The sequence below is a fragment of the Massilia sp. UYP11 genome (genome assembly GCF_050434805.1).
Classification (GTDB): Bacteria; Pseudomonadota; Gammaproteobacteria; order Burkholderiales; family Burkholderiaceae_D; genus Telluria.
In genome coordinates this window covers 52941-78072 of sequence record NZ_JBNDJE010000018.1, presented here as the reverse complement: position 1 = coordinate 78072, position 25132 = coordinate 52941, and the positions used below count along the sequence as shown (strand labels likewise).

The following is a 25132-nucleotide window of genomic DNA, read 5'->3' as shown; positions in this document are numbered from 1 at the left end:
CCACCGTATCGACAGGCTCCGGTGTAAAATGCTGAGCTGAAATTTTTTTCGCATCCCCCTGGAGTTCCATCCCAATGTCCGCCCTTGAACCAAGCAAGCAAGTCCGCAAGCTGTCCCCACTGAGTAATCTGATCTTCTCCAGCCGCTGGCTGCAGTTGCCGCTTTACCTCGGCCTGATCCTGGCGCAATGCGTTTACGTGTTCCACTTCTGGGTCGAGCTCGTTGACCTGATCGGCGCCGCCATGGGCAACGTCGATTCGCTGAACCATATCATTGACGCCGTCGGCCTGTCCGGCAATCGTCCGCAACGCCTGACCGAAACCGTCATCATGCTGGTCGTGCTCGGCCTGATCGACGTGGTCATGATCTCGAACCTCCTGATCATGGTGATCGTCGGCGGCTACGAGACCTTCGTCTCGCGCATGCACCTCGATGGCCACCCTGACCAGCCGGAATGGCTGTCGCACGTGAACGCGTCGGTCCTGAAGACCAAGCTGGCGATGGCGATCATCGGCATCTCGTCGATCCACCTGCTCAAGACCTTCATCAACGCCGCCAACTACGACGAGAAGACCCTGATGTGGCAGACGCTGATCCACGTCGCCTTCCTGGTGTCGGCGCTGGCGATCTCGTGGACCGACCGCATCACCACCATGACGCACAACGAAAAGCACTGAAGCAGTAACAACAACGATACTCCGACACTCCATCACGAGAGATTTCCCACCATGGCAACCGTCATTACCCAGGAAGACCTGATCGAATCCGTCGCGGCCGCACTGCAGTACATCAGCTACTACCATCCGGCCGACTATATCCAGCACCTGGCACGCGCCTACGAGACCGAGCAGAGCCCGGCCGCGAAGGATGCGATCGCCCAGATCCTGACCAATTCGCGCATGTGCGCCGAAGGCAAGCGTCCGATCTGCCAGGACACCGGCATCGTCAACGTGTTCCTGAAGGTGGGCATGGGCGTGCGCTTCGAAGGCTTCACCGGCTCGGTGACCGACGCCGTCAACGAAGGCGTGCGCCGCGCGTACAACTTCGCCGACAACAAGTTGCGCGCCTCGATCGTGGCCGACCCGCACTTCGAGCGCAAGAACACCAAGGACAACACCCCGGCCGTGGTCCACATGGAACTGGTCGAGGGCGATACGGTCGACGTCAAGCTGGCGGCCAAGGGCGGCGGCTCGGAAAACAAGACCAAGTTCGTCATGCTCAACCCGTCCGACTCGCTGGTCGACTGGGTGCTCAAGACCGTGCCGCTGATGGGCGCCGGCTGGTGCCCGCCGGGCATGCTCGGCATCGGCATCGGCGGCACCGCCGAAAAGGCGATGCTGATGGCCAAGGAGTCGCTGATGGAAGACATCGACATGTTCGAGCTGCGCCAGCGCGGCCCGCAAAACAAGCTCGAAGAGCTGCGCATCGAGCTGTGCGACAAGATCAATGCGCTGGGCATCGGCGCCCAGGGCCTGGGCGGCCTGACCACCGTGCTGGACGTGAAGATCAATATGTACCCGACCCACGCGGCATCGAAGCCGGTGGCGATGATCCCGAACTGCGCCGCCACCCGCCACGCCCACTTCGTGCTGGACGGCTCGGGCCCGGCCTACATCGAACCGCCGGCGCTGTCGACCTGGCCCGATGTAAACTGGACGCCGGACACCGAGAAGTCGAAGCGGGTCGACCTGAATACCCTGACGAAGGAAGAAGTCGCATCGTGGAAGCCGGGCCAGACCCTCTTACTTAACGGCAAGATGCTGACCGGCCGCGACGCCGCGCACAAGCGCATCCAGGACATGCTGGCCAAGGGCGAGAGCCTGCCGGTGGACTTCACCAACCGCGTGATCTATTACGTGGGGCCGGTCGATCCGGTCGGCAGCGAAGTGGTCGGCCCGGCCGGCCCGACGACCGCCACCCGCATGGACAAGTTCACCGACATGATGCTGGAAAAGACCGGCCTGATCTCGATGATCGGCAAGGCCGAGCGCGGCCCGGCGGCGATCGAATCGATCCAGAAGCACAAGTCGGCCTACCTGATGGCGGTCGGCGGCTCGGCCTACCTGGTCTCGAAAGCGATCAAGTCGGCCAGGGTGGTCGGTTTCGAAGACCTGGGCATGGAAGCGATCTACGAGTTCGACGTGACCGACATGCCGGTCACCGTCGCCGTCGACTCCACCGGCACCTCGGTCCACAACACCGGCCCGAAGGAATGGTCGGCCAAGATCGAATCGCTGAAAGGCGTGCCGATCACCGTCGCTTGATTCGCACGCCATCATGACTCTCCCCGACGCTCCGATTGGCATCTTCGACTCGGGCGTCGGCGGCCTTTCGGTGCTGCGCCACATCCAGGCGCAGCTGCCGCACGAACGCCTGCTCTACCTGGCCGACACCGGCTTCGCCCCCTACGGCGACAAACCCGAACACATCGTCGTCGAGCGCGTGCTGGCGATCGGCGACTTCCTGCTCGCGCAAGGCGCGAAAGCGCTGGTGGTGGCCTGCAACACCGCCACCGTGGCCGCCGTACGCGAGCTGCGCGAACGCCATCCCGGCATGCCCATCGTCGGCGTCGAACCGGGCCTGAAGCCCGCGGCAAGCCTTACCCGCAGCGGCAAGGTGGGGGTGCTGGCCACCGAGCGCACGCTGCGCGGCGCCAAGTTCCTGCAGCTGCGCGACCAGATCCACCGCGATTCAGGCGCCGAGTTCCTGCTGCAGCCCTGCGTCGGCCTGGCCGACCAGATCGAGTTCGGCGAACTCGATTCGAGCGCCACCAGCGCGATGCTGAAACGCTTCATCATGCCGCTGCTGGCTGAAGGAGCAGACACGCTGGTGCTGGGCTGCACCCACTACCCGCTGGTGCGCGCCTCGATCGAGCGCGTGTTGAACGACGCCGGCCGCCCGGGCGTGGCCCTGGTCGACACCGGCGACGCCGTAGCGCGCCAGCTTGCACGCCTGCTGGCCGGCGCGAGCCTGCTGCGCGTGCGCGGCGCTTGCGCCCCCCTTCCCGCCAGCCTGACCGGCTACACCAGCGCCAGCGCGACCGCCCTGACGGCGGCGTTTCGCAGCCTGCTGGGCATCGATCCGCCGGTGCACGAGGTGAAACTGCCGCTGCCGAGAGGCTGGCCGCCCGTCCCGGCATCCTGAGTGCGCATTTAAATTTGCCAGTTTCAGAAGAAGCCCTTATAATCTCGTTCTGTCTCGGCAATGCAGAGATAGAAAAGCAAGTCAGTGGTGGCTGTAGCTCAGTTGGTAGAGTCCAGGATTGTGATTCCTGTTGTCGTGGGTTCGAGCCCCATCAGCCACCCCAAGAATTCGTCTAGATTAAAGCGGTTATAAGAGTCTAGATTTTTCGGATAGTGAAATTTCCAATGCAAATCGGAATTTTCCAACAACCGAAACGAAGAAGCCACCCTAGAGGTGGCTTTTTTGCGTGTTGCGCCTGGTCGTACGGGCGTCTATAACTTCGGCTGCTCCTGCACTACCGGCTCGGCGTCCAGCTCACGAAGCAGCGCCTCGCCAGCCGCTTCGACGTCCCCCTCATCCTCCTACCGCTGATCGGCTACGCTTCGGCCAAGCAGATGATGGTCGACTCGGGCGTTTCGCCAGCAGTAATTGACCGCGTGCTGCTGCGCCCGTCCGAGCGTCGGAATATTGTGGAGCCAGCGTCCCAGGATTGACCGTGTGCCGCCCGTCCTGGCCAAACGCCTCATTCACTCGATAGTTGACCTCTACCAATTTGCATTGCGCACACCCCTGAGAACATGGGTGTTCGACAAAGGGGGTCAGATGGGACAACAGAAAGCCAAAGCCCCAATCAGGGGCGCCGCAAGAGCGATCAGCGCATTCGTTTTGGCGTGGGCCGCGCCCACAGCGAGCGCGACGCCGTTACCGCCATCGCCGCCGGTGCCCGCAATGACCGGCGAGCAGTTCGTTCGCGATATGCGCCCCCTGCCCGACAGCGATCTGGCTACGATCCGCCGCGAGCGGGCAATGGGCTACATGGATGGCGTGTTGGACGGAACGGTTGGCGTGCGGTGGTGTCCGGCTGGACACCATGTCGCACATGAGCTTGGCTATGAAGCTGCCGGTCAAATGAGGCGCCTGCCGCCAGAACAACTTAAGGGCAGCGCCGCCGAGCTGGCCCTTGCCGTCGTGAGCAAGCTCTACCCATGCCAAAAATCCGGAGCCAAGTCATGAGACCCAGCTTTCTTCGAGTGCTTCAGCACTTCCCCGCTGACTCCTCGCGCCACGAGCTGTACAGCGAAATAGGCTGGGATGATTTGAGCAACAACCCCGCATACATGAATACGTGTGCGGTCCGCATGAGCTACGGGCTGCTGCGAGCGGGAGTGCCGCTGCCTGGCGCACGGATGAAGGCAAAGAGCGGCGCTCTGGCCGGGAAATATATCGAGCCAGGGCAGGCAAAGCTTTCGGAGATTCTGAAAGTTGTCTGGGGAAAGCCCGAGGTCTACCACGACGAGAACGCAGCCCGCATCGGGATCGGCAACCGCAACGGCGTCGTCGTTCTTCCGCATCGGTGGCGGCCCGGTCGGCCATATTGACCTGATCGCGCAGCGGCCAGGGAGCAGCTTTCAGGCTTGCGCTCGTGCCTGCTACTGGGCGGCGAAGCCGATCTGGTTCTGGCCGTTGAAATGACCGCGGGCCGGCCAGTACCCTACTTCGGCCAGGCCTGCACGGTCTTCGCATGGCGCGACGCGCACTCAGCATACTGGTGCAGCAGGTCGATGGCCCAGGCCTGCCAGGCGTCATAGTCGTCGGCGGTCGGCCGCGCGATCGCCGGGCACGGCGCCGCCAGCGCGCTATCGAGCGGCGGCATGGTTGGCGGCGTCAATTGCGGCGTCGAGGTCCGTGCGGACCACGACAGCCTGAATCTCGGATCGGGTGAGCGGCTCCCGACCAGATCGCTTCACACTGTTCATTCAGACCGGTTGCCGACGCACCGGCTTGACCTCGCCTCGACTCCTCGTCCGTTACGGGCGGGAGGCGTCCATTTCACTCTCTACAAAACCCAGGGCGGTTCAACGAGATCATCGGACGTCTCTGGAACAGCAGAGCATCCGATATCGATGCGTGTCACTGTCAACCTGTTTCGGGACCAGTCACCGTTGCCTGCTCGCGCAACCCAGGTCCGTTAAACTGACACTCCGACCCGACGTTCCGCAACAACCCAACAGTCGCGGCGCTCGACATTGCATCGAGGCAATGCAACAGCTATCATGGCTTGTTACCTGGATCGCCATCCTCACTGTTGACATGGCTGTCCCCTGTTGCATTTCTAAAGAAAAGCGAATCCTATGGCCACCCCTTCCCAGTTTGATAACGACACCTTCTCGCTGGCCCGCCAGCACCTGGCGGACTTCGTCACCGCCACCGCCCGCCGCCTGTCGGCACACGGCGGAAGACTGCTAGAGGTCGGGCCGCAAGAACGCTCGCTGGTCCGGGAAAGCTTCACGAACTTCGCCGTCGACACCTTCGACATCGTCGATACCTACAAGCCCACCCTGGTCGGCGACATTACCAAACACAACGACTTCATCGCCGACAGCACCTACGATTGCGTGGTTTGCATGGAAGTGATCGAACACACGCTGAACCCGTTCGAGGCGGTCAAGGAAATCCGTCGCATCCTGAAGGATGGTGGCCATCTCCTGATCTCGGCGCCCCTGAACTGGCGCATCCACGGGCCGATCCCAGACTGCTGGCGCATCACCGAACATGGCTGGAAGGCCTTGCTGCGCGACTTCGACATCGAGACCATCGACAGCCTCGAGTCGCCCGGACGTGAACTGTTCCCCATCCGTTACAACGTACTCGCCAAGTGCAACAAGGAAAAGCGGGTCGAGGATCACGAACTGGCGTTCCGCTATATCTGAGGCCACGATGAACACGATCGAACGAGTCGAACGCGCACTGGCGCACGTATCGGCGCAGCGGTTCGACCCGCAGGTGTATGCCGAAACCGGTTTCTTCATCCTGCGCCAGGCGATCGACAAGCAGGTCGTCGCGCGCTGGCAGCAGGTGTGGCAGGATTTCCATGCCGGGAAGCTGAGCGAGGGCCGCAACGTCAACCGCGCCAATCCGGTGGCGCTGACCGAGGAACTGCCCGAGGCATTGGCCAGGATGTACCGCGAGCCGGTGTTTATCGACACCGTCAAGCAGATCTTCGGCGAAAACGTGGCACTGTTCAATCACCGCTTCGTGATCAAGGATGCGCACAGCTCGGGCAAGGTGTTCCTGCACCAGGACAGCTGCTACCACCTGGGCAACCTGAACAAGTGCAGCCTGTTCGTCCCGCTGAGCATTGCCAACGAAGACAATGGCGGCATGACCTTCCACGCCGGTTCGCACAAGCTGGGCTATCTCGGCGACGCGGGTGAAATCAACCCCGAGGCGTTCGAGATCCGGTGGCCCAAAGTGACGCCCGAGCTGCATCCGGGCGATTTCATCGTGATGAACAGCTCCCTGTGGCACGAATCGGGGCCGAACAAGAACGGCGTGCACCGCATCATGGCCGACATGATCATGCAGCCGGCTGACGATCCGACCAGCAAGGAGCTGCTGTCCGGCGAATGGAAGACCGACATCTTCTATTCACCCCTCAACTGCGCCCGATATTTCGCGAATTCGCGCGTTCTCAAGATCATCAAGTACGAAACCGAACTGGGCCTGCGCCCGGCGCCGGCCAAGACCGACTAAATAAAGGCGGCGGTTCTGTTACCGCCGCCCACCGGGATCCACCAAAGGCCACCTGCCCGGCATGTGGCTTTTTTCCGTTTTACGAAAGCCAGCCGGGAAAGCGCCCGACCCTGCCGCATCTCGCGTCGACCACGGGAAATGGCGCAAAATGCAACGACCGGCCCGCCGGAAGATGCCTGATGTGCGACAATTGATGAGTTTTCCAAAAGAAACTCCAGTCGCCGTTTTCGCCGCCACACCGCGGCAGCCAGTGGCGACTCCCCGATCCATGCCAAACAAGCGCGTCAATCCCGAAATCTCCCGCCTCACCGCCGAGAAACGCCCTGCCGTACGCAATGCCGTACTGTTCATCCTCGCCCTGTGCCTGTTGCTGCCGGCACTACAGGTGTGGGACGGCTGGCGCGCGCGCAAGGAGCGCCTGGCCGAGGTGGCCGTTGCCACCACCAATATGTCGCACGCGCTGGCGGCCCAGGCCGAAAGCGCGGTGCGGGTGGTCGATACGGTGCTGGCGGGCGTGGTCGAGCGGGCCGAGACCGATGGCATGACGGGCGCGGGGCGCCCACGCCTGCAATTGCATCTCAAGAACATGGCGGCCGAGGTCGACGAATTGGACGGTCTGTTCGTGTTCGGCCCCGACGGCCACTGGCTGATGAGCTCGGAAGACCGCCTTCCGCTGTACACGGTCGACGACCGCGAATACTTCCAGTACCACGTCAAGAATCCCGATCGCTTCGTCCATGTCGGCAAGCCGGTGCGCAGCCGGTCGACCGGCGAATGGATGCTGCCGGTCTCGCGCCGTCTGAACAATCCGGACGGGACCTTCGGCGGCGTCGCGCTCGGCACGATCCGCATCGCGTATTTCTCGAGCCTGTACCAGAGCTTCGACGTCGGCCAGTCCGGCGTGATCATGCTGGCCCTCGACGACGGCACCCTGATCTACCGCCTGCCACACAACGAGAAGCTGGTCGGAACCGACATCAGTAACGGTCCGGTGCACCAGATGTATCGCAGCTCGGGCCCCGCCGGTACCGCCATGCTGCGCTCGAAGATCGACGGCATCGAAAGGCTGTACAGTTACCGCCATCTGGAAACCTATCCGCTGATCGTCGCCACCGCGCAGAGCAAACACGACATCCTGGAAAAATGGCTGAAGTCGGTGCTTGGCCAGGCCGTGTTCACGGCGGTCGCCATTGCATTGCTGCTGTACTTCGGCCGGCGCCTGGTGCGCCAGATCGTGATCCGCGACCACCTCGAGCACGAACTGGTGCAGGCGCGCGAACTGCTGCAGGAACATAACCGCGCGCTGGCGGTCCTGGCCGACCACGACAGCCTGACCGGCATCGCCAACCGGCGCCGCTTCGAGGAAGCCCTGGAGATGGAATTCGTGCGCGCGGCCAGGAGCGGCGCGCCATTGTCGCTGCTGATGTTCGACGTCGATTACTTCAAGCGCTACAACGACACCTATGGCCACGTGGCCGGCGACGCCTGCCTGCGCCAGGTTGCGCAGACCTTGAGGGACTGCCTGGTGCGTCCGGCCGACCTGGCCGCGCGCTATGGCGGCGAGGAATTCGTGGCCCTGCTGCCGGATACCGATCCGGCCGGCGCCAGGATGGTGGCGGAGCGCATCCGCCAGGCGGTGATGGCACTCGCAATCGCGCATGCCGGCAATGGCGCCGGCATCGTGACGATCAGCGTGGGCGTCGACACCAGCGCCCCAGGTGCGCCGGCGGGCAGCGCCACTGCGCTGGTGGAGCGGGCCGACGCCCTGCTCTACCAGGCCAAGCATTCGGGCCGCAACCAGGTGTGCGGCGGCGATCTCGCCGCCTCCTGAGCCGCTGCCCGGGCCGCGCCAGGCTCGCCATCATCAATGGCGGTAAGGATTGTTCGGACGGGCGTCGTGGCGGTTGGGGACGCCATCGCGATCGCGGTCGCGGTAGGCCGCCACCTGGCGCGACTGCTGCCAGCCGCCTCGGTCGAGATGCCAGCCGCTGCGGTCCTGGCGCCATTGCGCGCGCTGGTAGGCATAGCCCGGACGCACACGCTCCCAGTGGCCGGCGACCCACTCATGACGGCGGCCGTTCCAGTCCCAGTAACCCGACACCCATTCAAAGCCGCGGCGCGCGGCCGGCACGGCTTCGCGGCGGGGCGCCGGCGGCGCCTTCTTGATGACGAGTACGTCGGCCCGCGGATGAGCGGCCTGGGCCTGCACTGGTGCGAATGCTGCGCTGCCGATCAGGATGGCGGCGGCGGTGGCAAGAATGGTTTTCATGGTGCTCTCCGTTTCGGTTGGTGTGAAACCACTATAGCGAGACGGGACGCCAAAAAGATGAACTGAAGGAAGTCTTTACAGCGGATACATGCCGCTACAAACTTGTAACAGGGAACAGGGAACAGGGAGAGGCGGGAGGCGAGAAAAGCGGGCGCTGCAAAAACACGGCCGGCGATGGAAGCCGGCCGTGCAAAGGGGGAAGGGATCAGTCGAGCTTGAAGGCGTAGTCGACCTTGGTCCAGGTCTGGGCCGGTGCGCCATCCTTGGTGCCCGGCTTGAACTTGCACGAGGTCAGGCCCTTGACCAGTGCGCGGTCTAGGTTCTTGAAGCCGCTCGACTTGTCGATCTTCGACTCCGCCACGGTGCCGTCCGCGTTGACCAGGAACGAGGCCGAGGTCGTGCCCTGCTCTTCGTTCATCAGCGACGACTTCGGATATTCGATAGTGCACTTCTTCGGATCGAACGACGCCGGGGTTTCGGCGGCGAAGCTGGCGCTGGCGGCAGCAGTGAGGGTCAGTGCAACGAACAGCTTGGCGGACAGGTTTTTCATGGTTTCCCCAGATAAGGTTTTTAAGAGTTGAATGTCGTGATGCTTCGCTACACGCCGCCCGACTGGCCGGCGCAAATTGCTTGGTAATGCGTTCTTAGAATTCTTCCCACTCGTCGTTGCCGACGGTGGCAGCTGCCTTTTTCGGCTTCGGCGCAACTTCTGCCTCTTCCGGATTCACCGCGGCGCTGGCGGCGGCCGGCTTTTTCGGCGCCGGCGGTGCGGGACGCTTCGCGGCCGGACGGACCACCACCGCGGTGGTGGTCGCGACGGGCGCCTGCGCCTCGAATTGGAACTGCTCACTCTCTTCCAGCTTGAAGATGCTGACCACGCGGGCCAGTTCGCCGGCCTGGTCCTGCAGGCTCTGGGCGGCCGCGGCGGCTTCTTCCACCAGCGCGGCGTTTTGCTGGGTCATGCCATCCATCTCGATGATCGAGGTGTTGACCTGGGCGATGCCGGCGCTCTGTTCGGCGCTGGCGTTGGCGATCTCGCTCATGATGTCGGTCACGCGCTTGACGCTCGATACCACTTCGTCCATCGTCACGCCGGCCTGGCCGACCAGCTTGCTGCCGCGCTCGACCTTGGAGACCGAATCGTCGATCAGGGTCTTGATCTCTTTTGCCGCCGCAGCCGAGCGCTGGGCCAGGTTACGCACCTCGGAAGCCACGACCGCGAAGCCGCGGCCCTGTTCGCCGGCGCGGGCCGCTTCGACCGCGGCGTTCAGCGCCAGGATGTTGGTCTGGAAAGCGATACCATCGATCACGCCGATGATGTCGGCGATCTTGCTGGCAGAGCCATTGATTTCACCCATGGTGCCGACCACTTGCGACACCACGTCGCCGCCCTTGCGGGCCACATCCGACGCGGCGGCGGCCAGCGCATTCGCTTCACGGGCGTTGTCGGCGTTCTGCTTGACGGTCGAGGTCAGCTGCTCCATCGCCGAGGCGGTCTTTTCCAGCGAGCTGGCCTGCAGTTCGGTACGCGAGGACAGGTCGATATTGCCGGCGGCGATTTCACGCGAGGCGGTGCCGATGGTTTCGGTGCCGCGGCGCACCTGGCCCACGATGTCCACCAGGCTATTACGCATTTCCTTCATTTCGACCAGCAGGCTACCGCGGTCCGAACTCTTGGTGTCGATCGCGATCGACAGGTCGCCGTTGGCGATGCTGCCGGCGATCCTGGCGGTGTAGCCAGGCTCGCCGCCGAGCTGCTTGAGCAGGCTGCGGGTGATCACGACGGCCGCCGCCACGCCCAGCACCACGGCCAGGGCCAGCAGGACCAGCATGAAGTTACGGGCATTGGCGAACGCCGCTTCGGCCTCGGCCTTGGTCTGGGCGTTCTGTTTTTCTTCCTGGGCGGCCAGCGCGTTCAGGGCGTCGGTCCACTTGCGCTGCACCGGGCGCACTTCGCGCACCATCACGCGGGTAGCGTCCATGGCATTGGCGGCCAGATAGAGTTCGGTGGCGCGGGCGATCGCCGGCATGGCGGCGGCTTCGTGTTCCTTGATCTGGGCCAGCAGCGCTTTTTCCTGGTCGTTGCCGTTCGATGCGAACAGGGCAGTCAGCTTGCGCTGGGTTTCGTTGTACTGGGCAGTCTGCTCCTTGAACTTGGCGATCTCTGGCTCCATGTCGGCCGGGTCGGCCATCAGGGTCAGGACGCGCAGCGACTGCAGGCGATCGTTGACGTTGTTGCGCATCTCGATCACGAGGCCGGTCGACACATTACTCACGCTGACCACGTGATCAAGGCGATGCTGGATCTGCGACATGCGCAGGATACCCACTACGGCAACAGCCACCAGCAGCAGCAGAATCAGTGCGAAACCGAGGGCCAGACGGGTACCGACCTTCATGTTGTTCAAATTCATTCGTGTTTTCCCTGTAACTTATTGATCGAAACTCGCTCGGAGAGGCAAGCGCCCAGCGAAGCGCATCTGAAATCGTTATTTCTCCACGACTTCAGGTATTTCCGACAGGATAAATCAAGATTTCATATGGCTAGTCAGAAAACCTCTTGCTCAACCGAATTGTTTCGGAACAACAACAGGATTGATACAGTGCAACATATGGAACAGGTCTGCATTATGGAACGACTATTTCCACGCAGCAAGCAATTTTGAAACTTCTGTGGTTGTATTGACAATCGGATGTATCGATTTGTCGACAGGAAATGAAAAAGGCGTGCCGAGGCACGCCTTTTCGTTACGCTTGGATAGATTCAGGCCGTGGCCGGCATCCTGGCGGCGGCGTCGAGTAGCAGGCGCGGGTCGCCCAGCGCCAGTTTTTTTGAGTCGGACAGGGTCTGGCGGAATAAACGCGCCCCCGGCAAGCCCTGCATCAGCCCCAGCATGTGGCGCGTGATGCTGTTGAGCTTCAGGCCCAGCGGGCCGTACAGACGCAGCTGCTCCTCGATATACGGAATCATCGCTTCCAGCACCTCGACCCGCGAACGCGGGCGGCCGGCATCGAGGTCGCCATAAAAGCGCCGGTCCCAGTCGGCCATGGTCCAGGGATTGTGATAGGCCTCGCGGCCCAGCATCACGCCGTCGACATGCTCCAGGTGCAGCGCGATCTCGTCGTCGCTCTTGATGCCGCCGTTGATCAGGATCTCGAGGTCAGGGAACTCCCGCTTGAGCTGATAGGCCACCGCATAGCGCAGCGGCGGGATCTCGCGGTTTTCCTTCGGCGAGAGCCCTTTCAGAACGGCATTGCGGGCGTGCACGATGAACGTCTTGCAGCCGGCGGCGGCGATGGTGCCGACGAAATCGCGCACGAAGCCATATTCCTCGTCGTAATCGATACCGATGCGGTGTTTTACCGTCACGTCGATCGACACCGCATCGCGCATCGCCTTCACGCAATCGGCCACCAGCTGCGGCTCGTTCATCAGGCAGGCGCCGAACGCGCCCTTCTGCACCCGTTCGGACGGGCAGCCGCAGTTGAGGTTGATTTCGTCGTAGCCCCATTGCTGGCCCAGCTTCGCGCTCTTGGCCAGGTCGGCCGGATCGCTGCCGCCCAGCTGCAGAGCGACCGGGTGCTCGACGTCGTCGTAGCGCAGGTGGCGCTCGACGTCGCCGTAGACCAGGGCGCCGGTGGTGACCATCTCGGTGTACAGCCAGGTGTGGCGGGTAATCTGGCGGTGGAAGACGCGGCAGTGGCGGTCGGTCCAATCCATCATGGGGGCGACCGACAGGCGGCGCGATGGCAGGACAGGGGCGGCGGCGCCCGGAATGGTCGAGGTGGTGCTCATGCTGGAAGAGTCTGGTCGCCGCCGGTGCGGGCGACGAATACTGTCGGGAACCGGCAATGATAAGCCAAACCTGGCTGCGCCGCATCTGTGACGCGATCTGGACGCGCTTCGGATGCCGTGCGGATGCATGAGAAAGCTGAGCGCTCAGGGGTCAAGCGCTCAGCTGCGGACTACGTCGATGACCTGCTGACGTTCCTGCGCGGCGCGCCCGCGCGCGCGCCGCTCAAGCCGCTTTCATTACGCGGCTGTTGAACTACGCACACTCGGGCAACGGCATCAACGGTTGCGGCTCACCCGCCACACGGTATTGGCCAGGTCGTCCGCGACGATCAGGGCCCCGCGCGGATCGACGGTGACGCCCACCGGACGGCCGCGCGTCTTGCCGTTCTCGTCACGGAAGCCCGTGACGAAGTCGATCGGCTCGCCGGCCGGACGGCCGTTGGCGAACGGCACGAAGATCACCTTGTAGCCTACCGGCGGAATCCGGTTCCAGCTGCCGTGCTCGCCAACGAAGGCGCCGTTGGCAAATTGCTCGCCCATCACCGGCGACGAGAAATGCAGGCCGAGGGCGGCGACGTGCGAGCCGAGGCTGTAGTCCGGCTTGATGGTGGCCTTGACCTTTTCCGGGTCGCCCGGCATGACCCGCGGATCGGCGTTCGGGCCCCAGTAGGCGTACGGCCAGCCATAGAAGCCGCCTTCGCGCACCGAGGTCAGGTAATCCGGCACCAGGTCCGGTCCCAGCTCATCGCGCTCGTTGACCACCGACCACAGCTGCCCGGTGTCCGGATGGATCGCCAGCGCCGTCGGATTGCGCAGGCCCGTCGCATACGGTTTATAGGTGCCGGCAGCGGCGTCGATCTGCCATACCATCGCGCGGTCGACTTCGGCTTCCATGCCGCGCTCGGTGATATTGCTGTTCGAGCCGATGCCGACGTACAGGTAACGTCCGTCGGGGCTGACGGTCATCGCCTTCGTCCAGTGGTGGTTGATCGCGGAAGGCAGCTCGGTGATCGAGGTCGGCGCGCCGCCGGCCGCGGTCTGGCCTTCCTGGTAGTCGAAGCTCACCAGCTCATCCTGGTTGGCCACGTAAATCTTGTTGTTGGCAAACGCCAGGCCATACGGTGCGTTCAGTTTGTCCGCGAACACGGTTTTCAGTTCGTACTGGCCGTCGCCGTCGGCATCGCGCAGCAGGGTCAGGCGATTGCCGCCCTTGACCTGGGTATTGCCCTTGGCCTTGATGTAGCCGGCGATCACGTCTTTCGGCTTGAGCTTGGCCGCATTGCCGCCGCGGCCTTCCGCCACCAGGATGTCCCCGTTCGGCAAGACCAGCGTCTGGCGCGGGATTTGCAGGCCGGTCGCGATGGCCGTGACGCTGAAGCCTTCCGGCACGGTCGGCTTCTGGTCGCCCCATGGCGATGGTTCGGCAATCTTCATGCTCGGCAACATGCCGCGTTGCGGCGCCGGCAGTTTCGGGTCGGTACCGAGCGACAGCGTCTTGGCGCCCTCGCCTTCGGTGCAGCCAGCCAGGAGCAGGCTAACGCCCAGCAATACCAGTGTGCTCGATCGCTTCATGGTGCACCTCCCACGCGTGGTTGGAGACCGGCCCAGGCCGCGAGGCAGGCCAGGACGAAGACGATGGCCGACAGCACCAGGCCGGCCGGCATGACGGCCCAGGCGTCCTTGGCGTGCTGGAAGGCGTTGAACAGCCCCAGCGCCCAGGTGGCCAGGAGCAGCAGGAAGTAGGTCAGGACATGGCCCTTTTTGTGCGGCGCCCGGATCAGGTTGACCAGCGCAAACACCAGAGCGAGTCCGCTGAGCAACTCGGCCCCGGCGATCAGCCAGGACGCAAAATTGCTCCACTGAATCTGGTAAGTATTGTAGTAGGCGAGATCGCTCAGCAATGCGCCCAGGAACAGCGAGACGCTGCCCGCGAGCAGGATGGTATGAAGCGTGCCCGGCGCACTGCGGTATGCCGGGTTTGCTGTAACGACAGTCGACATCGGATTGTCCTTGATAGTTGGTGTTATCCAAATAGTATCGAGTCGACCGATGTCCTGGCGCATGGTTGAACCAGATTCGATTTCTCTCACGCCTGCACGCCGGGGAAGCGGCGCCCTGGCGTGCATGACGGCATCAGATCCGGTCGTTGGCCTTCGTGTCTGCAGTCATGTTCGCTCGACGACGGCGCGGCGAAAAAAACGCTCCCATGCAGCAACAAACAAGGCATGGTGCCGGCATACCGAATTACAATTAGCATTATTTCCCATAGGCAAGCCGATTTGCGTCGGCCCTGTATGCATGAACAATATGATTCCACCCGATGCCGCGGCCAGGATTGCCGAACGCCGTCAAGGCGTGCGCCGCAATCCGCGCGATGCCAACGCCAACGCCCTGCTCGGTCTTGCCTTGCTCAAGGAATTGCAACTCGAGGAGGGCGTCAAGGCATTGCAGCGGGCGCTGGAGCTCAATGCGAAGTTGCGCGGGGTGCACGGAGTGCTGGCCGGCGCCTTGTTCGACCTGCGCCGTTATGAAGAAGCCGTCGCCTGCTACCGCGTCGCCTTGCGCTTCCAGGAAGCGGCAGACCTGCACCAGCATCTGGCCGACGCCTTGCTGCGCCTTGGCCGCGCGGACGAGGCCGAGCCGAGCGCCCGTCGCGCGGCCGAGCTGGCGCCACAGGACATCGCCATCCAGCTGACCCTGGCCGGCGTGATGAACGCCCGCGGCGCCGCTGCCGAAGTCGACGAGATCATGGCGCGGGTGCTGGCGCTGGCCCCGGACGAGCCCGGCGCGCGTTTCGACCTGGCATGCCTGCTTTACCAGGGCAACCGCCTGATCGAGGCGCGCACCTGCCTGGAGGGCGTGCTCGCCGCTCAGCCGCAGCACGTCCGCGCCTTGCACCAGTTGGCGCTGTGCCACAAACAACTCGACAACGGCGACGAAGCGATCCGTACGCTGGAACAAGCCGTCACGCTCGCGCCCGGCGACGACAGCCTGCTCGACGAGCTGCGCGCGGTATTGCAAAAGTTTCGACGCTATCCGGACGCCATCGGGGTGGCGCGCCAATTGCTGGAGCGCAATCCTGAGAGCGGCAATGCCCTCAATACCCTGCTGCATTGCCACTTCACGATCGGAGAATGGGAACATGCCCTGCAAGCGGCGCGGCGGCTGCTCGAGGTGTCGCCTTCGGCGGTGCACCATAGCATCCTGCTGTTCATCCTGAGCCACTGCTGCACCGACGCAGAAGCGCTCACGCGCGAGCACCTCGCCTTCGGCGAACGCTGGGAACCCGGCTTGCAGGCATTGCGCCGGCCGCACACGAACGACCGGGATCCGGCGCGGGTACTGCGGGTCGGACTGGTCTCGGCCGACTTGTACAATCACGCCGTGTCCAACTTCCTGGCGCCGACGTTGTCGGCACTGAAGAACAGCACCCAGCTTCAGATCTACGCCTATTACAATAACGCACGCGAAGACGCCATCACGCACGCGATCAAGAACGATGTCCATGCCTGGCGCGTCATCTGGAACATGGACGATGCGACCGCCGAAGACCTGATCCGCAAGGACGGCATCGATATCCTGATCGACCTGTCGGGCCATTCGGCCATGAACCGCCTGCCCCTGTTCGCGCGCAAACCCGCTCCCGTCCAGGCGACATGGATGGGCTATGCCGGCACCACCGGCCTGGCCTCGATGGACTACATCCTGCAAGACCGGTTCATGGTGCCTGGGACGCGTTACGACAAGCAGTTTACCGAGAAAATCGTCAAGCTGCCCTTGGGCGCACCCTTCCTGCCGTCGTCAGACGCGCCACCGGTGAACCCGCTGCCGGCGCTGAGCAACGGTTACCTCACCTTCGGCAGCTTCCACCGCGCGAGCAAGCTCAGCCCTAGCGTGATCGCACTCTGGGCCTCGCTGCTGCGCGCAGTGCCGACCTCGAAGATGCTGCTCGGCGGCCTGGTGGCCGGCAACGATGAACTGCTGACCGAGTGGTTCGCCCGGGAGGGAATTCCACGCGAGCGCCTGCTGATGCGCCAGCGCAGCGGCATCCGCGCCTATCTGGCCCAGCACCATGAGGTCGACATCTGCCTGAGCCCCTTCCCCTACAGCGGCTCGACCACCATCGGCCATGCGCTGTGGATGGGCGTGCCCACCCTCGGCACGGTCGGCAAGACCAATCCAAGCCAGGCTGCGGCGCCGTACATGACCCACCTGGGGCTGCACACCTTTGTCACCGACAGCCCCGAGACCTATGTCAAGCTGGGCCAGCTGCTGGCCGAGAACCTGTCCGCGCTGGCGACCATCCGCAGCACAATGCGCGAGCGGTTCCTCAATTCCATCCTCGGCTACCCCGGCATCGTTGGCGGTGGCGTCGAACTGGCGCTGCGCCGCATGTGGGAACGCTGGTGCCGTGGGATGGACGCGGCGCCGATCGAGATCACGATGCAGGACCTGGCCGATACCGGGGCGTCCGCCGCAGCCGGGCAGGACGGGATGGCGTGACCGGAGCGGGCATCAAAAAAATTTCTAAAAAGAATTTAATGCCGCAGGGAAATTGGTCGCCTTGTTACTGTGAGAGCGAGTGACGCACTCGAAAACACCGACCGATTGACCGAATTACCTGCTTACCAGGAGCTAAACATGCTGAGCCTTCACACCAACAACGCTGCACTGTCCGCACAGAACTCGATCGCCAGGACCCAGGGCAACCTGTCGACCTCGATGACCCGCCTGTCGACCGGCTACCGCATCAACTCGGCAATGGACGACGCCGCCGGCCTGCAGATCGCTTCGCGCCTGAAAGCGCAGACCTCGGGCATGACCGTCGCAATGCGTAACACCCAGAATTCGACCTCGATGCTGCAGACCGCCGAAGGCGCGCTGGACGAAGTGTCGAACATGCTGGTCCGCATGAAGGATCTGGCAACCCAGGCAGCCGATGCATCGTCGACCGACGACGACAAGGACGCCATGCAGCTGGAATACGATGCACTGGGCCTGGAACTGAGCAATGTTCTGAAGAACACCACCTTCGGCGGCGAGACGCTGCTGGTCGGCGGCACCGTGGAATCGGCGATGACCTTCCAGATCGGCGCTTCGTCGAGCGAGACCATGGAAGTCGACCTCAGCGCCGCGATGAGCACCCTGGACACCGACATCTCGGCCGTGTCGGCGAACTACAGCGCCGCTACCACCGGCACCGAACTGACCACGAACGCCAACAGCACCATCCAGACCCTGGAAGACGCACTGGCGTCGGTCAGCACCGTGCGTTCGAGCCTGGGCGCCGCTGCAAACCGCCTGGAACACGTGTACAACAACTTGGCCAACATCAGCACCAACACCAAGGCCGCGACCGGTCAGATCATGGACGTCGACTTCGCCAGCGAGAGCGCGAACATGACCTCCAACCAGATGCTGCTGCAAGCGTCGACCGCCATGCTGAAGCAGTCGAACAGCATGTCGTCGATGGTCATGTCGCTGCTGCAGTAATGACCGCATAGCCGGACCTCGCCCGGGCCTCACCCCGGGCAAGATTCCAGAAGGCCAGCCGCGCGGTTGGCCTTTTTCTTTTTTGGACCACGACCGCCATGGCCATCCCGCCCCTCCTGCCCGCCGCCCTGCCTCCCCCCATCGTGCCCGCGCTGCAGGTCGGCGCCGTGGCCGCCGCCCTGCCCGCCGCCCTGCTCGGCGGCGATGGACCGCCGCTGCCGTTTTCCCAGCCGCTGCCGGGCGCCGCCGCGGCCAATGGCCAGGCAGCGGCGGCCGAAGCCGGCGCCGAAGGCGCGGCCATGCGTCCCGACCAGGCAGTGCTGGCACGCCAGCTGGCCTATCCGCCGCAGGACGCCGCGCAGCTCGCGCGCAGCTGGCGCGCCCAGGTGCGCAACCACGGCAGCCAGCTGACCAGCCGCGCGCTGGCGGCCAGCGCCGGCCAGTTGTCGCCGGCCATGCTGGCGGCGGCCCAGCAGGGGCAAGTGGCGAGGGCCCCCGAGCACCAGCTGGCCCACCCGGACGCCTGGCGCTTCACGGTGCATGCCGGCGGCCAGGCCGCCCAGCACCTGGGGGTGCTGGCGGAAGACGCCGACAAGCCGCCTGGACGCCGCCGGCGCCCGCGCGCGGCCCTGCGCCTGGAGCTGGAACTGGCCGACGGCACCCCGGTGGTGATCCAGGTCGAACCGCTGCCGCAGGGCGTGGCGATCGAACTGTGCGCGCCGGATGCGCGCGCGCTGACGCGCCTGCGCCGGCTGCAGCCGGAACTCGAAGAAGTATTGGCGCGCGCCGGGGTGAATGTCGTGCGCTGGCAGTTGCGCGGCCATTTGCCGGTCGGGCGCACCCACGCCATGATCGCGAATGCCGAAGCCGCGGCCCAGGCCTTGACCCCGGCCGTGTTCCGGACCGTGGCCGAGCTGGCGCTGTTGCTGCCGGCCGTGCCGGCGCGGGAGCAGGAAGTCTAGAGCCCTGCCAGCCAGTCGCGGCACGACTGGCGGAAATGGACGATCTTTGCCTCGGTCGCCGAGGCGTACGCCAGCGGCGCCGGACTCCAGCTCGATTTCGGCACCAGGCGGCAGACCTGGTGGTCCTCTTCGAACACCTTGCGGTTGATCTCGGCGCTCGAGGCGAACAGCGGCGCCAGCAGCTGCGCCGAGCGCGGATTCGCCGGGTGCGCGCCCAGCAGGCGGCTGCTGAAATGGGTGGTCTCGGCGCCGTGCGCGGCCGGGAAGAAATGCTGCAGCGAATACGAGTAGCCGAAGGTCGACGAGATCATCGTGAACGGGAACAGGTAGATGCTAATGTAGCCGTCGTAGGCGTAGTCGATGGCGAAATGGCGCCTGAACGACTGCAGCTGCCTGGCGACGCGGGCATTGCCCAGCGGCGCGCGCCATACCGAGTTGCGGCCATGGTAGACGTTCTCGCCGGCCTCCAGCCCGAGCGTGCCCAGGGTATCCGGATGGACCATGCCGATATGGTAGGGCTCGAGCGCGTTCTCGACCGCCACCGCCCAGTAGCAGCCGAAATCGTAGGTGTTCAGATCGAGCCGGCCGGCGATATTGAAGCCGATGTTCTCGAGCAGGCCGGCAGCCTCGCCCAGCTGGTCGTACAGCGCCAGCGCCGGCGCGACCGCGGCGAACAGGAAGTCGCCGCACCAGTCGAGCTGCAGCGTGTTCAGGCGCGCCGTGGACAGGTCGCAGCCGGCGAAGGACGCGGCCTGCGGCACGCTGACCCGGCCGCCATGGAAGCTCCAGCCGTGATAGCGGCAGGTGGGCGGCTGGTTGCCGGCGGCGTCGGGATAGATGCGCGCGCCGCGGTGCGGGCACAGGTTGTCGAAGGCGACCAGCTCGCCGCCGTCGTTGAAGACGACCAGCTCGCCCAGCGGCGTGTGCAGGCGCAGGTAGTCGCCCGCCAGCGGCAGCTCGTTGCGGTGGCAGAGCAGGTGCCAGTGCTCGCGGAACAATCGGGCGTCGAAATCCATGTCAGAGCTTCTTTGCGGGCATCACGTACATCACGGCGCGCTCGGGCACGTCGCGCATCACGGTGGCGCCGGCGCCGATGCGCGCCCCGGCGCCGATCGCGACCTTGGGCAGCACGCGCGCGCCGCTGCCGAAGAAACAGCCCTCGCCCACCTGCACGGCGCCGGTCAGGTCAACGTGGCAGCTCAAGGTCGAATACGCGCCCAGCACCACGTCGTGGCCGACGCCGCTGAGCGCATTGACAGCGACTAAGTCGCCGACCCGGGCATGGCTCGACACCACCGCCTGCGGGCAGATCACCACGCCCTCGCCCAGCACGGCGCTGCGCGCCACGGTGGCGCTCGGGTGCACCAGGCGCGCGAACCGGGCGCCGCGCGCCTTGAGCAGGCTTGCCAGCCGCGCCTTGGCCGCCGGATCGCCGATCGCCATCACCAGGCGGTCGCCTTCGCGCGGGACGAAGTCGTCGATCGCGCCGAGATAGTCCAGCGCGTAACCGAAGCCGTCCAGCGCGGCCGGGCTGCTGTCGAGGAAGCCGGTGAAGGCGCGGCCGTCTTCCAGCGCGCCGTCGAGCGACCAGTCGATGAGTTCGCGGGCGAAGGCGCCCGCCCCCACCAGGATCGTGCGCGCTGTCGTGGATGCGTGATTCAGCGACACAGGTAGCCTCCATCGACCACCATGGCGGTGCCGGTGATCCAGCGGCTGCCCGGCCCCAGCAGGAAGGCGGCGGCCTCGGCCACGTCGCCCGGCTCGCCGAAGCCCAGCAGGTGCTGGCCTTCGTAGGCCTGCATCGAGGCCTCGGTGCCGGCGCGCGCCAGGCGCTCATGCATCGGCGTGCGCACCGCGCCGGCGGCGATGGCATTGACCCGGATCCTGCGCGGCGCGAACTCGCAGGCCAGCGAGCGCACCATGCCCTCGATGCCGGCCTTGGCCGCCGAATAGGCGGCCATGCCGGCCTGGCCGGCGGCGCCGGCGACCGAGGACATGAACACCAGCGAGGCGCCGTCGGGCATGGCGCCGCGTGCGGCCAGCGCGCGCGCGATGCCGAGCGCCGCGAACAGCGAGCCCCCCATCACCTCGTCCACCTGCTGCTGGCGCAGCAGGCGCACCGGCCGGATCGCCTCGATGCCGGCGCCGTGGAACACGCCCTGCAAGGGGCCGTGGTCCGCGACCAGCAACTTGACCCAGTCGGCGGCGCCGTCGGCGTCCTGCAGCGCGGCGCTGGCGGCCACGTGGCCGCTGCCTGCCAGGCCGGCGACAGTGGCATCCAGGCGGGCCGCGTCGCGTCCGGCCGCGATCACGCGCGCCCCGCGGCGCGCCAGCAGTTCGGCCGTGGCGCGGCCGATGCCCGACGAAGCGCCGGTCACGAGATAGGTGCCGGCCAGGCCGGTATCAGGAATAGTCGTCATGTGTCGATGGTCTCGCAGACCGCAAGCGGGCCCACGTCCAGTGAGGCGGAAGCCCAGGAATAGCCGACCCCGAAGCCGAACATGGCCAGCCGCCGCGGTCCGCTGCGCAGGGCCTCGGCCAGGTCGGTCGTCATCAGGAGCGGGATCGAGGCCGAGCTGGTATTGCCGTAGCGGTCGATATTGAAGGGCACCTTTTCCGGCGCCAGCTTCGCCTTCTTCGCCAGGTGCTTGAGCATGAACAGATTGGCCTGGTGGAACAGGAAGGCGTCGTGCCCTTCCATCCCGATGCCCGCGTGTTCGAAGGTGCGGGCCACCAGCGGCGGCACCGAGCGCAGCGTGAAATTGAAGATCTCGCCGCCATCCATGTACAGGGCGGCCGGGTCGCGCCCGTCCAGGCGCGCATCGACGCCCGCCACGTGCTCGCGGAATGCGCCCTGGGGCACGATCAGGTTGGCCGCGCCGCGGCCATCGCTGCCGAGGATGAAATGCGCCAGGCTGTCCGGATCGGCCTCGATCGCGGTCACCGTGCCGGCGTCGCCGAACAGCATGGCGGTGGCGCGGTCCTGCGGATCGACGATGCGGCTGACGGTGTCGCCCACCGCCAGCAGCACGCGCCGCGCGGCGCCGCCCGCGACCATGCCCTGGGCCAGCCACAGGCCGTACGGATAGCCGGAGCAGCCGAGGTTGACGTCGAAGGCGATGCAGCCGGGCGGCAGCCCGAGGTCGGCCTGCAGCGCGCAGGCGGTGGCCGGCAGGCGCCAATCAGGGGTCTGCGACACGAAGATCACGGCGTCGACCGAGTCGAGGCTCCAGCCGAGGCCCTCGAGCAGACGGGCGCCGGCGACGCGGCACAGGTCGCGCGTGGTGGCGCCGGGCGCGACGCGGCGGCGCGACTGCACGCCGATCATCTTGACCACCTCGTCGACCGCGGCCTGGCCGAAGCGCTCGGCGAAGCCGGCGTTGCCCACCCGTTCGCGCGGCAGGCAGGACACCAGGCCCGCGATGCGCGCGCCGGCGACCTTCGCTTCACGTCCGGCGTTCATGGTCAGCCTTTCGCGGCCTGGGCGATCAGCGCCTCGATGTCGGCGATCGTGGTGCAGGCGGCCAGCGCGCTGCCGTCGAGCATGACGTTGTAGCAGTCGTCGACCAGGGCGATGGTCGAGACCAGCGCCAGCGAATCCCACTGCGCCTCGGCACTGTTCAATTCGAATTCCGGGTTGATGCGCGCTGGGTCGACCTCGAAGATCTCGGCCATGCCTTCGTAGAATTTGCTCATGTTTTTAGTCCAGTTCCAGGGTTAACAGGCAGCCGGCCCAGGAAAATCCCACGCCGAAGCCGAGTAGCATCAATGTTTTGGGGGTCGCAAGGCAGCCCTGCGCGCGCATCGCGTCGAGCGCCAGCGGAATCGTCGACGACACCGTATTGCCGCAGTCCTCGACGTGGATCGGGAAGCGCTCCGGGTCCACGCCCATCTTCTTGCGCAGCGATTCGAGCATGAAGCGGTTGGCCTGGTGCAGCACGAAGTAGTCGACCGCCTCGCGCGCGACCTGCGCCTTGTCCAGCAGCGCGGTAGCCGCGCGCGGCACTTCGCGCAGCGAGAACGCCATGATATCGGCGCCCGCCATGTACAGGTGCTCGCGCGAACGGACATTGCCCGAGTCGTCGCTGGTTTCGCGCGCCGTGTCCTGGCTGCGCGGGGTGCGAAAGCCCCCGGCCTCGACGATCAGCTTGTCGGCGCCGCGGCCATCGGTGCCGAACACGAAGGGGCCGATCGCGGGCTGTTCCTCCGGCGCGGCCTCGCGCGCCACCACGGCGGTCGCCGCGGCGCCGTCGCCGAACAGCGTGCGCACGCTCTTGTCGAGCGGGTGAATGTATTTCGAATAGGTGTCGGCGGTCAGCACCAGCACGCAGCGCGCCGCGCCGCTCTCGACCAGCCCGCGGGCCAGCGACAGGCAATACACGAATCCCGAGCAGCCCAGGTTGACGTCGAGCGCGCCGCTGCCGGTGGCCAGGCCGAGCCGGTGCTGCAGGATGCAGGCGGTGGTCGGCAGCACATGGTCGGGCGCCTGGGTGCACAGGATCACGAAGTCGACCTGTTCACGCTTGACCTTGCCGCGCGCGAACAGCGCCTCGGCGGCGTGGAAGGCCAGGTCGCCCGCCGTCTCGTTCGGCGCGGCGATGCGGCGGCTGCGGATGCCGGTCTTCTCGAAGATCTTGTCGGCGCCCCAGCCGGGATACAGGCGGCCCAGTTCCTCGTTGTCGAGCACGGTGGCGGGCAGGTGTCCGGCCAGGTCGGCGATGACGGCCAGGGTGGCGTGCTGTTTCATGCGGTCTCCCGTATCAGGTCGATGACGCGGCGCTGGTCGCTGTCGGCCAGCGCCGGGAAGATCGGCAGGCACAGCACCTGCTCGGCGGCGCGCGCCGCGACCGGCAAGCGGTCAGGGGCCGCCGACGGCAGGTCGCGGTACATCGGGAAGCTCGAGATCAAGGGATAGAAGTAGCGCCGCGCGACGATGTCGTGCTCCTTCAGGCGTGCATGCAGGGCGTCGCGGCTGAGCGGATAGTCGGGGCCGACCAGGATCGGAAAGTACGAGAAATTAGTCGCATCGCGCGCGTTGGCGTCGGGCTCGGTCCATGGCTGCACGCAGCGGATGCCGGGCACCCCGGCCAGCGCCTCGGTATAGGCGCGCGCCAGCCGGCCGCGCGCCGCGATCGCGGCATCCACGCCCTTGAGCTGCAGCAGGCCGAAGGCGGCGTTAATCTCGCTCATCTTGCCGTTGATGCCGGGCGCCACCACCGTGGTCTCGTCGACGATGCCGAAGTTCTTGAGGCGGTCGATGCGCTGCTTGGTGCGCGCATCGCCGCACACGATGGCGCCGCCCTCGAAGGTGTTGAACACCTTGGTCGCATGAAAGCTCAGCACCGACAGGTCACCCTGGTTCAGTACGCTCGAGCCCTCGTGGCGCACGCCGAAGGCATGGGCCGCGTCGTAGATCACCTTCAGGTTGTAGTTGTCGGCGATGGCCCCGATGGCGCGCGTGTCGCACGGCTGGCCGTAGCAGTGCACCGGCATGATGGCGGTGGTCTGGGGCGTGATCGCGGCCTCGATCCGGCGCGGGTCGAGGTTGAGCGTGTCGGGGTCGACGTCGACGAACACCGGCTTGATGCCGTTCCACAGCAGCGAGTGCGAAGTCGCCACGAACGAGTACGGGGTGGTAATCACCTCCCCCGTGACGCGCAGCGCCTGCAGCGCGGTGAGCAGCGCCAGGGTGCCATTGGTGAACAGGCAGATGTGCTCGACGCCGAGGTGGCGGCACAGCTCTTCCTCCAGCTGCTGGTGGAAGGGACCGCCGTTGGTCAGCATCTTGTTGTCCCATATCTGCGCGAGATAGGCATGGAACTGCTCCAGCGGCGGCATGTCCGGCTGGGTCACATAGATCGGCTTGCGCTGGCTCATATCCTCCGCCATCTCCTC

The 25132-nt window shown here is 65.3% G+C and carries 25 protein-coding genes and 1 tRNA gene; 12 read left to right on the top strand and 14 right to left on the bottom strand.

Features of this window, described 5'->3' with window-relative positions; all coding sequences use genetic code 11:
• Positions 1-74 precede the first annotated feature (74 nt).
• From ABIB38_RS19735 to ABIB38_RS19710, 6 genes are all read left to right on the top strand, one after another.
• Entirely contained in the window at positions 75-677 is a 603-nt protein-coding gene (locus ABIB38_RS19735) for a TIGR00645 family protein (RefSeq protein ID WP_429206408.1), read from the top strand.
• A 51-nt stretch (positions 678-728) separates the two neighbouring features.
• Positions 729-2264, top strand: coding sequence for a fumarate hydratase (locus ABIB38_RS19730; protein ID WP_429206407.1), 1536 nt, complete (start codon positions 729-731; stop codon positions 2262-2264).
• A gap of 13 nt (positions 2265-2277) precedes the next feature.
• Complete coding sequence (murI, locus tag ABIB38_RS19725; RefSeq protein ID WP_429206406.1) at positions 2278-3144, top strand: glutamate racemase; 867 nt, start codon at positions 2278-2280, stop codon at positions 3142-3144.
• Between the two features lie 87 nt (positions 3145-3231).
• Positions 3232-3307 (top strand) — tRNA-His (locus ABIB38_RS19720).
• 605 nt (positions 3308-3912) lie between these two features.
• The gene (locus tag ABIB38_RS19715; protein ID WP_429206405.1) at positions 3913-4197 is read left to right on the top strand and encodes a Rap1a/Tai family immunity protein; all 285 of its coding nucleotides are present in this window, start codon (positions 3913-3915) and stop codon (positions 4195-4197) included.
• Positions 4194-4562 carry a T6SS effector amidase Tae4 family protein gene (locus ABIB38_RS19710; protein ID WP_429206404.1) on the top strand — a complete coding sequence of 123 codons (369 nt, stop codon included), beginning with the start codon at positions 4194-4196 and terminating at the stop codon, positions 4560-4562. The genes ABIB38_RS19715 and ABIB38_RS19710 overlap by 4 nt, the downstream gene beginning before the upstream one ends.
• Positions 4563-4675: 113 nt before the next feature.
• On the opposite strand, the gene ABIB38_RS19705 is transcribed toward ABIB38_RS19710, so the two are convergent.
• Complete coding sequence (locus ABIB38_RS19705; protein ID WP_429206403.1) at positions 4676-4837, bottom strand: hypothetical protein; 162 nt, start codon at positions 4835-4837, stop codon at positions 4676-4678.
• 478 nt (positions 4838-5315) lie between these two features.
• Here ABIB38_RS19705 and ABIB38_RS19700 point away from each other — a divergent pair, with 478 nt between their 5' ends.
• From ABIB38_RS19700 to ABIB38_RS19690, 3 genes are all read left to right on the top strand, one after another.
• On the top strand, positions 5316-5894 hold the full coding sequence (locus ABIB38_RS19700) for a methyltransferase domain-containing protein (RefSeq protein WP_429206402.1): 579 nt from the start codon (positions 5316-5318) through the stop codon (positions 5892-5894).
• Between the two features lie 7 nt (positions 5895-5901).
• Entirely contained in the window at positions 5902-6717 is an 816-nt protein-coding gene (locus ABIB38_RS19695) for a phytanoyl-CoA dioxygenase family protein (RefSeq protein ID WP_429206401.1), read from the top strand.
• A 268-nt stretch (positions 6718-6985) separates the two neighbouring features.
• Positions 6986-8548, top strand: a complete 1563-nt coding sequence (locus ABIB38_RS19690) for a sensor domain-containing diguanylate cyclase (RefSeq protein ID WP_429206400.1) — start codon at positions 6986-6988, stop codon at positions 8546-8548.
• A 33-nt stretch (positions 8549-8581) separates the two neighbouring features.
• Here the strand turns inward: ABIB38_RS19690 and ABIB38_RS19685 are convergent, their stop codons facing one another.
• The 6 genes from ABIB38_RS19685 to ABIB38_RS19660 all read right to left on the bottom strand — a co-directional run bounded on the left by ABIB38_RS19685 (position 8582) and on the right by ABIB38_RS19660 (position 14782).
• Positions 8582-8986 (bottom strand): YXWGXW repeat-containing protein, encoded by a 405-nt coding sequence (locus ABIB38_RS19685; protein WP_429206399.1) that lies wholly within the window; start codon positions 8984-8986, stop codon positions 8582-8584.
• 205 nt (positions 8987-9191) lie between these two features.
• Positions 9192-9536, bottom strand: a complete 345-nt coding sequence (locus ABIB38_RS19680) for an energy transducer TonB (RefSeq protein ID WP_208279792.1) — start codon at positions 9534-9536, stop codon at positions 9192-9194.
• Positions 9537-9630: 94 nt separating this feature from the next.
• Entirely contained in the window at positions 9631-11400 is a 1770-nt protein-coding gene (locus ABIB38_RS19675; protein ID WP_429206398.1) for a methyl-accepting chemotaxis protein, read from the bottom strand.
• Positions 11401-11750: 350 nt separating this feature from the next.
• Entirely contained in the window at positions 11751-12782 is a 1032-nt protein-coding gene (gene dusA, locus ABIB38_RS19670; RefSeq protein ID WP_429206397.1) for a tRNA dihydrouridine(20/20a) synthase DusA, read from the bottom strand.
• Between the two features lie 276 nt (positions 12783-13058).
• Entirely contained in the window at positions 13059-14354 is a 1296-nt protein-coding gene (locus ABIB38_RS19665) for a PQQ-dependent sugar dehydrogenase (RefSeq protein WP_429206396.1), read from the bottom strand.
• On the bottom strand, positions 14351-14782 hold the full coding sequence (locus tag ABIB38_RS19660; RefSeq protein ID WP_429206395.1) for a DUF2231 domain-containing protein: 432 nt from the start codon (positions 14780-14782) through the stop codon (positions 14351-14353). Before ABIB38_RS19660 ends, ABIB38_RS19665 begins: the two co-directional genes overlap by 4 nt.
• A 307-nt stretch (positions 14783-15089) precedes the next feature.
• Between ABIB38_RS19660 and ABIB38_RS19655 the strand changes: the two genes are divergently transcribed.
• The 3 genes from ABIB38_RS19655 (at position 15090) to ABIB38_RS19645 (ending at position 19237) form a co-directional block, all read left to right on the top strand.
• On the top strand, positions 15090-17285 hold the full coding sequence (locus tag ABIB38_RS19655; protein ID WP_429206394.1) for a tetratricopeptide repeat protein: 2196 nt from the start codon (positions 15090-15092) through the stop codon (positions 17283-17285).
• A 138-nt stretch (positions 17286-17423) separates the two neighbouring features.
• The gene (locus ABIB38_RS19650) at positions 17424-18275 is read left to right on the top strand and encodes a flagellin (RefSeq protein ID WP_429206393.1); all 852 of its coding nucleotides are present in this window, start codon (positions 17424-17426) and stop codon (positions 18273-18275) included.
• Positions 18276-18373: 98 nt separating this feature from the next.
• Positions 18374-19237 carry a hypothetical protein gene (locus ABIB38_RS19645; RefSeq protein ID WP_429206392.1) on the top strand — a complete coding sequence of 288 codons (864 nt, stop codon included), beginning with the start codon at positions 18374-18376 and terminating at the stop codon, positions 19235-19237.
• On the opposite strand, the gene ABIB38_RS19640 is transcribed toward ABIB38_RS19645, so the two are convergent.
• From ABIB38_RS19640 to ABIB38_RS19610, 7 genes are read right to left on the bottom strand one after another with little or no spacing between them, the layout of a single operon-like run.
• Positions 19234-20253 (bottom strand): aromatic ring-hydroxylating oxygenase subunit alpha, encoded by a 1020-nt coding sequence (locus ABIB38_RS19640; protein WP_429206391.1) that lies wholly within the window; start codon positions 20251-20253, stop codon positions 19234-19236. The genes ABIB38_RS19645 and ABIB38_RS19640 overlap by 4 nt on opposite strands.
• Before the next feature lies 1 nt (position 20254).
• Positions 20255-20905, bottom strand: coding sequence for a NeuD/PglB/VioB family sugar acetyltransferase (locus tag ABIB38_RS19635; protein WP_429206390.1), 651 nt, complete (start codon positions 20903-20905; stop codon positions 20255-20257).
• Positions 20896-21657, bottom strand: coding sequence for an SDR family NAD(P)-dependent oxidoreductase (locus ABIB38_RS19630; RefSeq protein WP_429206389.1), 762 nt, complete (start codon positions 21655-21657; stop codon positions 20896-20898). Before ABIB38_RS19630 ends, ABIB38_RS19635 begins: the two co-directional genes overlap by 10 nt.
• The gene (locus ABIB38_RS19625; RefSeq protein WP_429206388.1) at positions 21654-22700 is read right to left on the bottom strand and encodes a ketoacyl-ACP synthase III; all 1047 of its coding nucleotides are present in this window, start codon (positions 22698-22700) and stop codon (positions 21654-21656) included. Before ABIB38_RS19625 ends, ABIB38_RS19630 begins: the two co-directional genes overlap by 4 nt.
• Before the next feature lie 2 nt (positions 22701-22702).
• Entirely contained in the window at positions 22703-22933 is a 231-nt protein-coding gene (locus ABIB38_RS19620; protein WP_429206387.1) for an acyl carrier protein, read from the bottom strand.
• A 4-nt stretch (positions 22934-22937) separates the two neighbouring features.
• On the bottom strand, positions 22938-23984 hold the full coding sequence (locus tag ABIB38_RS19615; protein ID WP_429206386.1) for a ketoacyl-ACP synthase III: 1047 nt from the start codon (positions 23982-23984) through the stop codon (positions 22938-22940).
• On the bottom strand, positions 23981-25114 hold the full coding sequence (locus ABIB38_RS19610; RefSeq protein ID WP_429206385.1) for a DegT/DnrJ/EryC1/StrS family aminotransferase: 1134 nt from the start codon (positions 25112-25114) through the stop codon (positions 23981-23983). The genes ABIB38_RS19615 and ABIB38_RS19610 overlap by 4 nt, the downstream gene beginning before the upstream one ends.
• Positions 25115-25132: the final 18 nt, after the last annotated feature.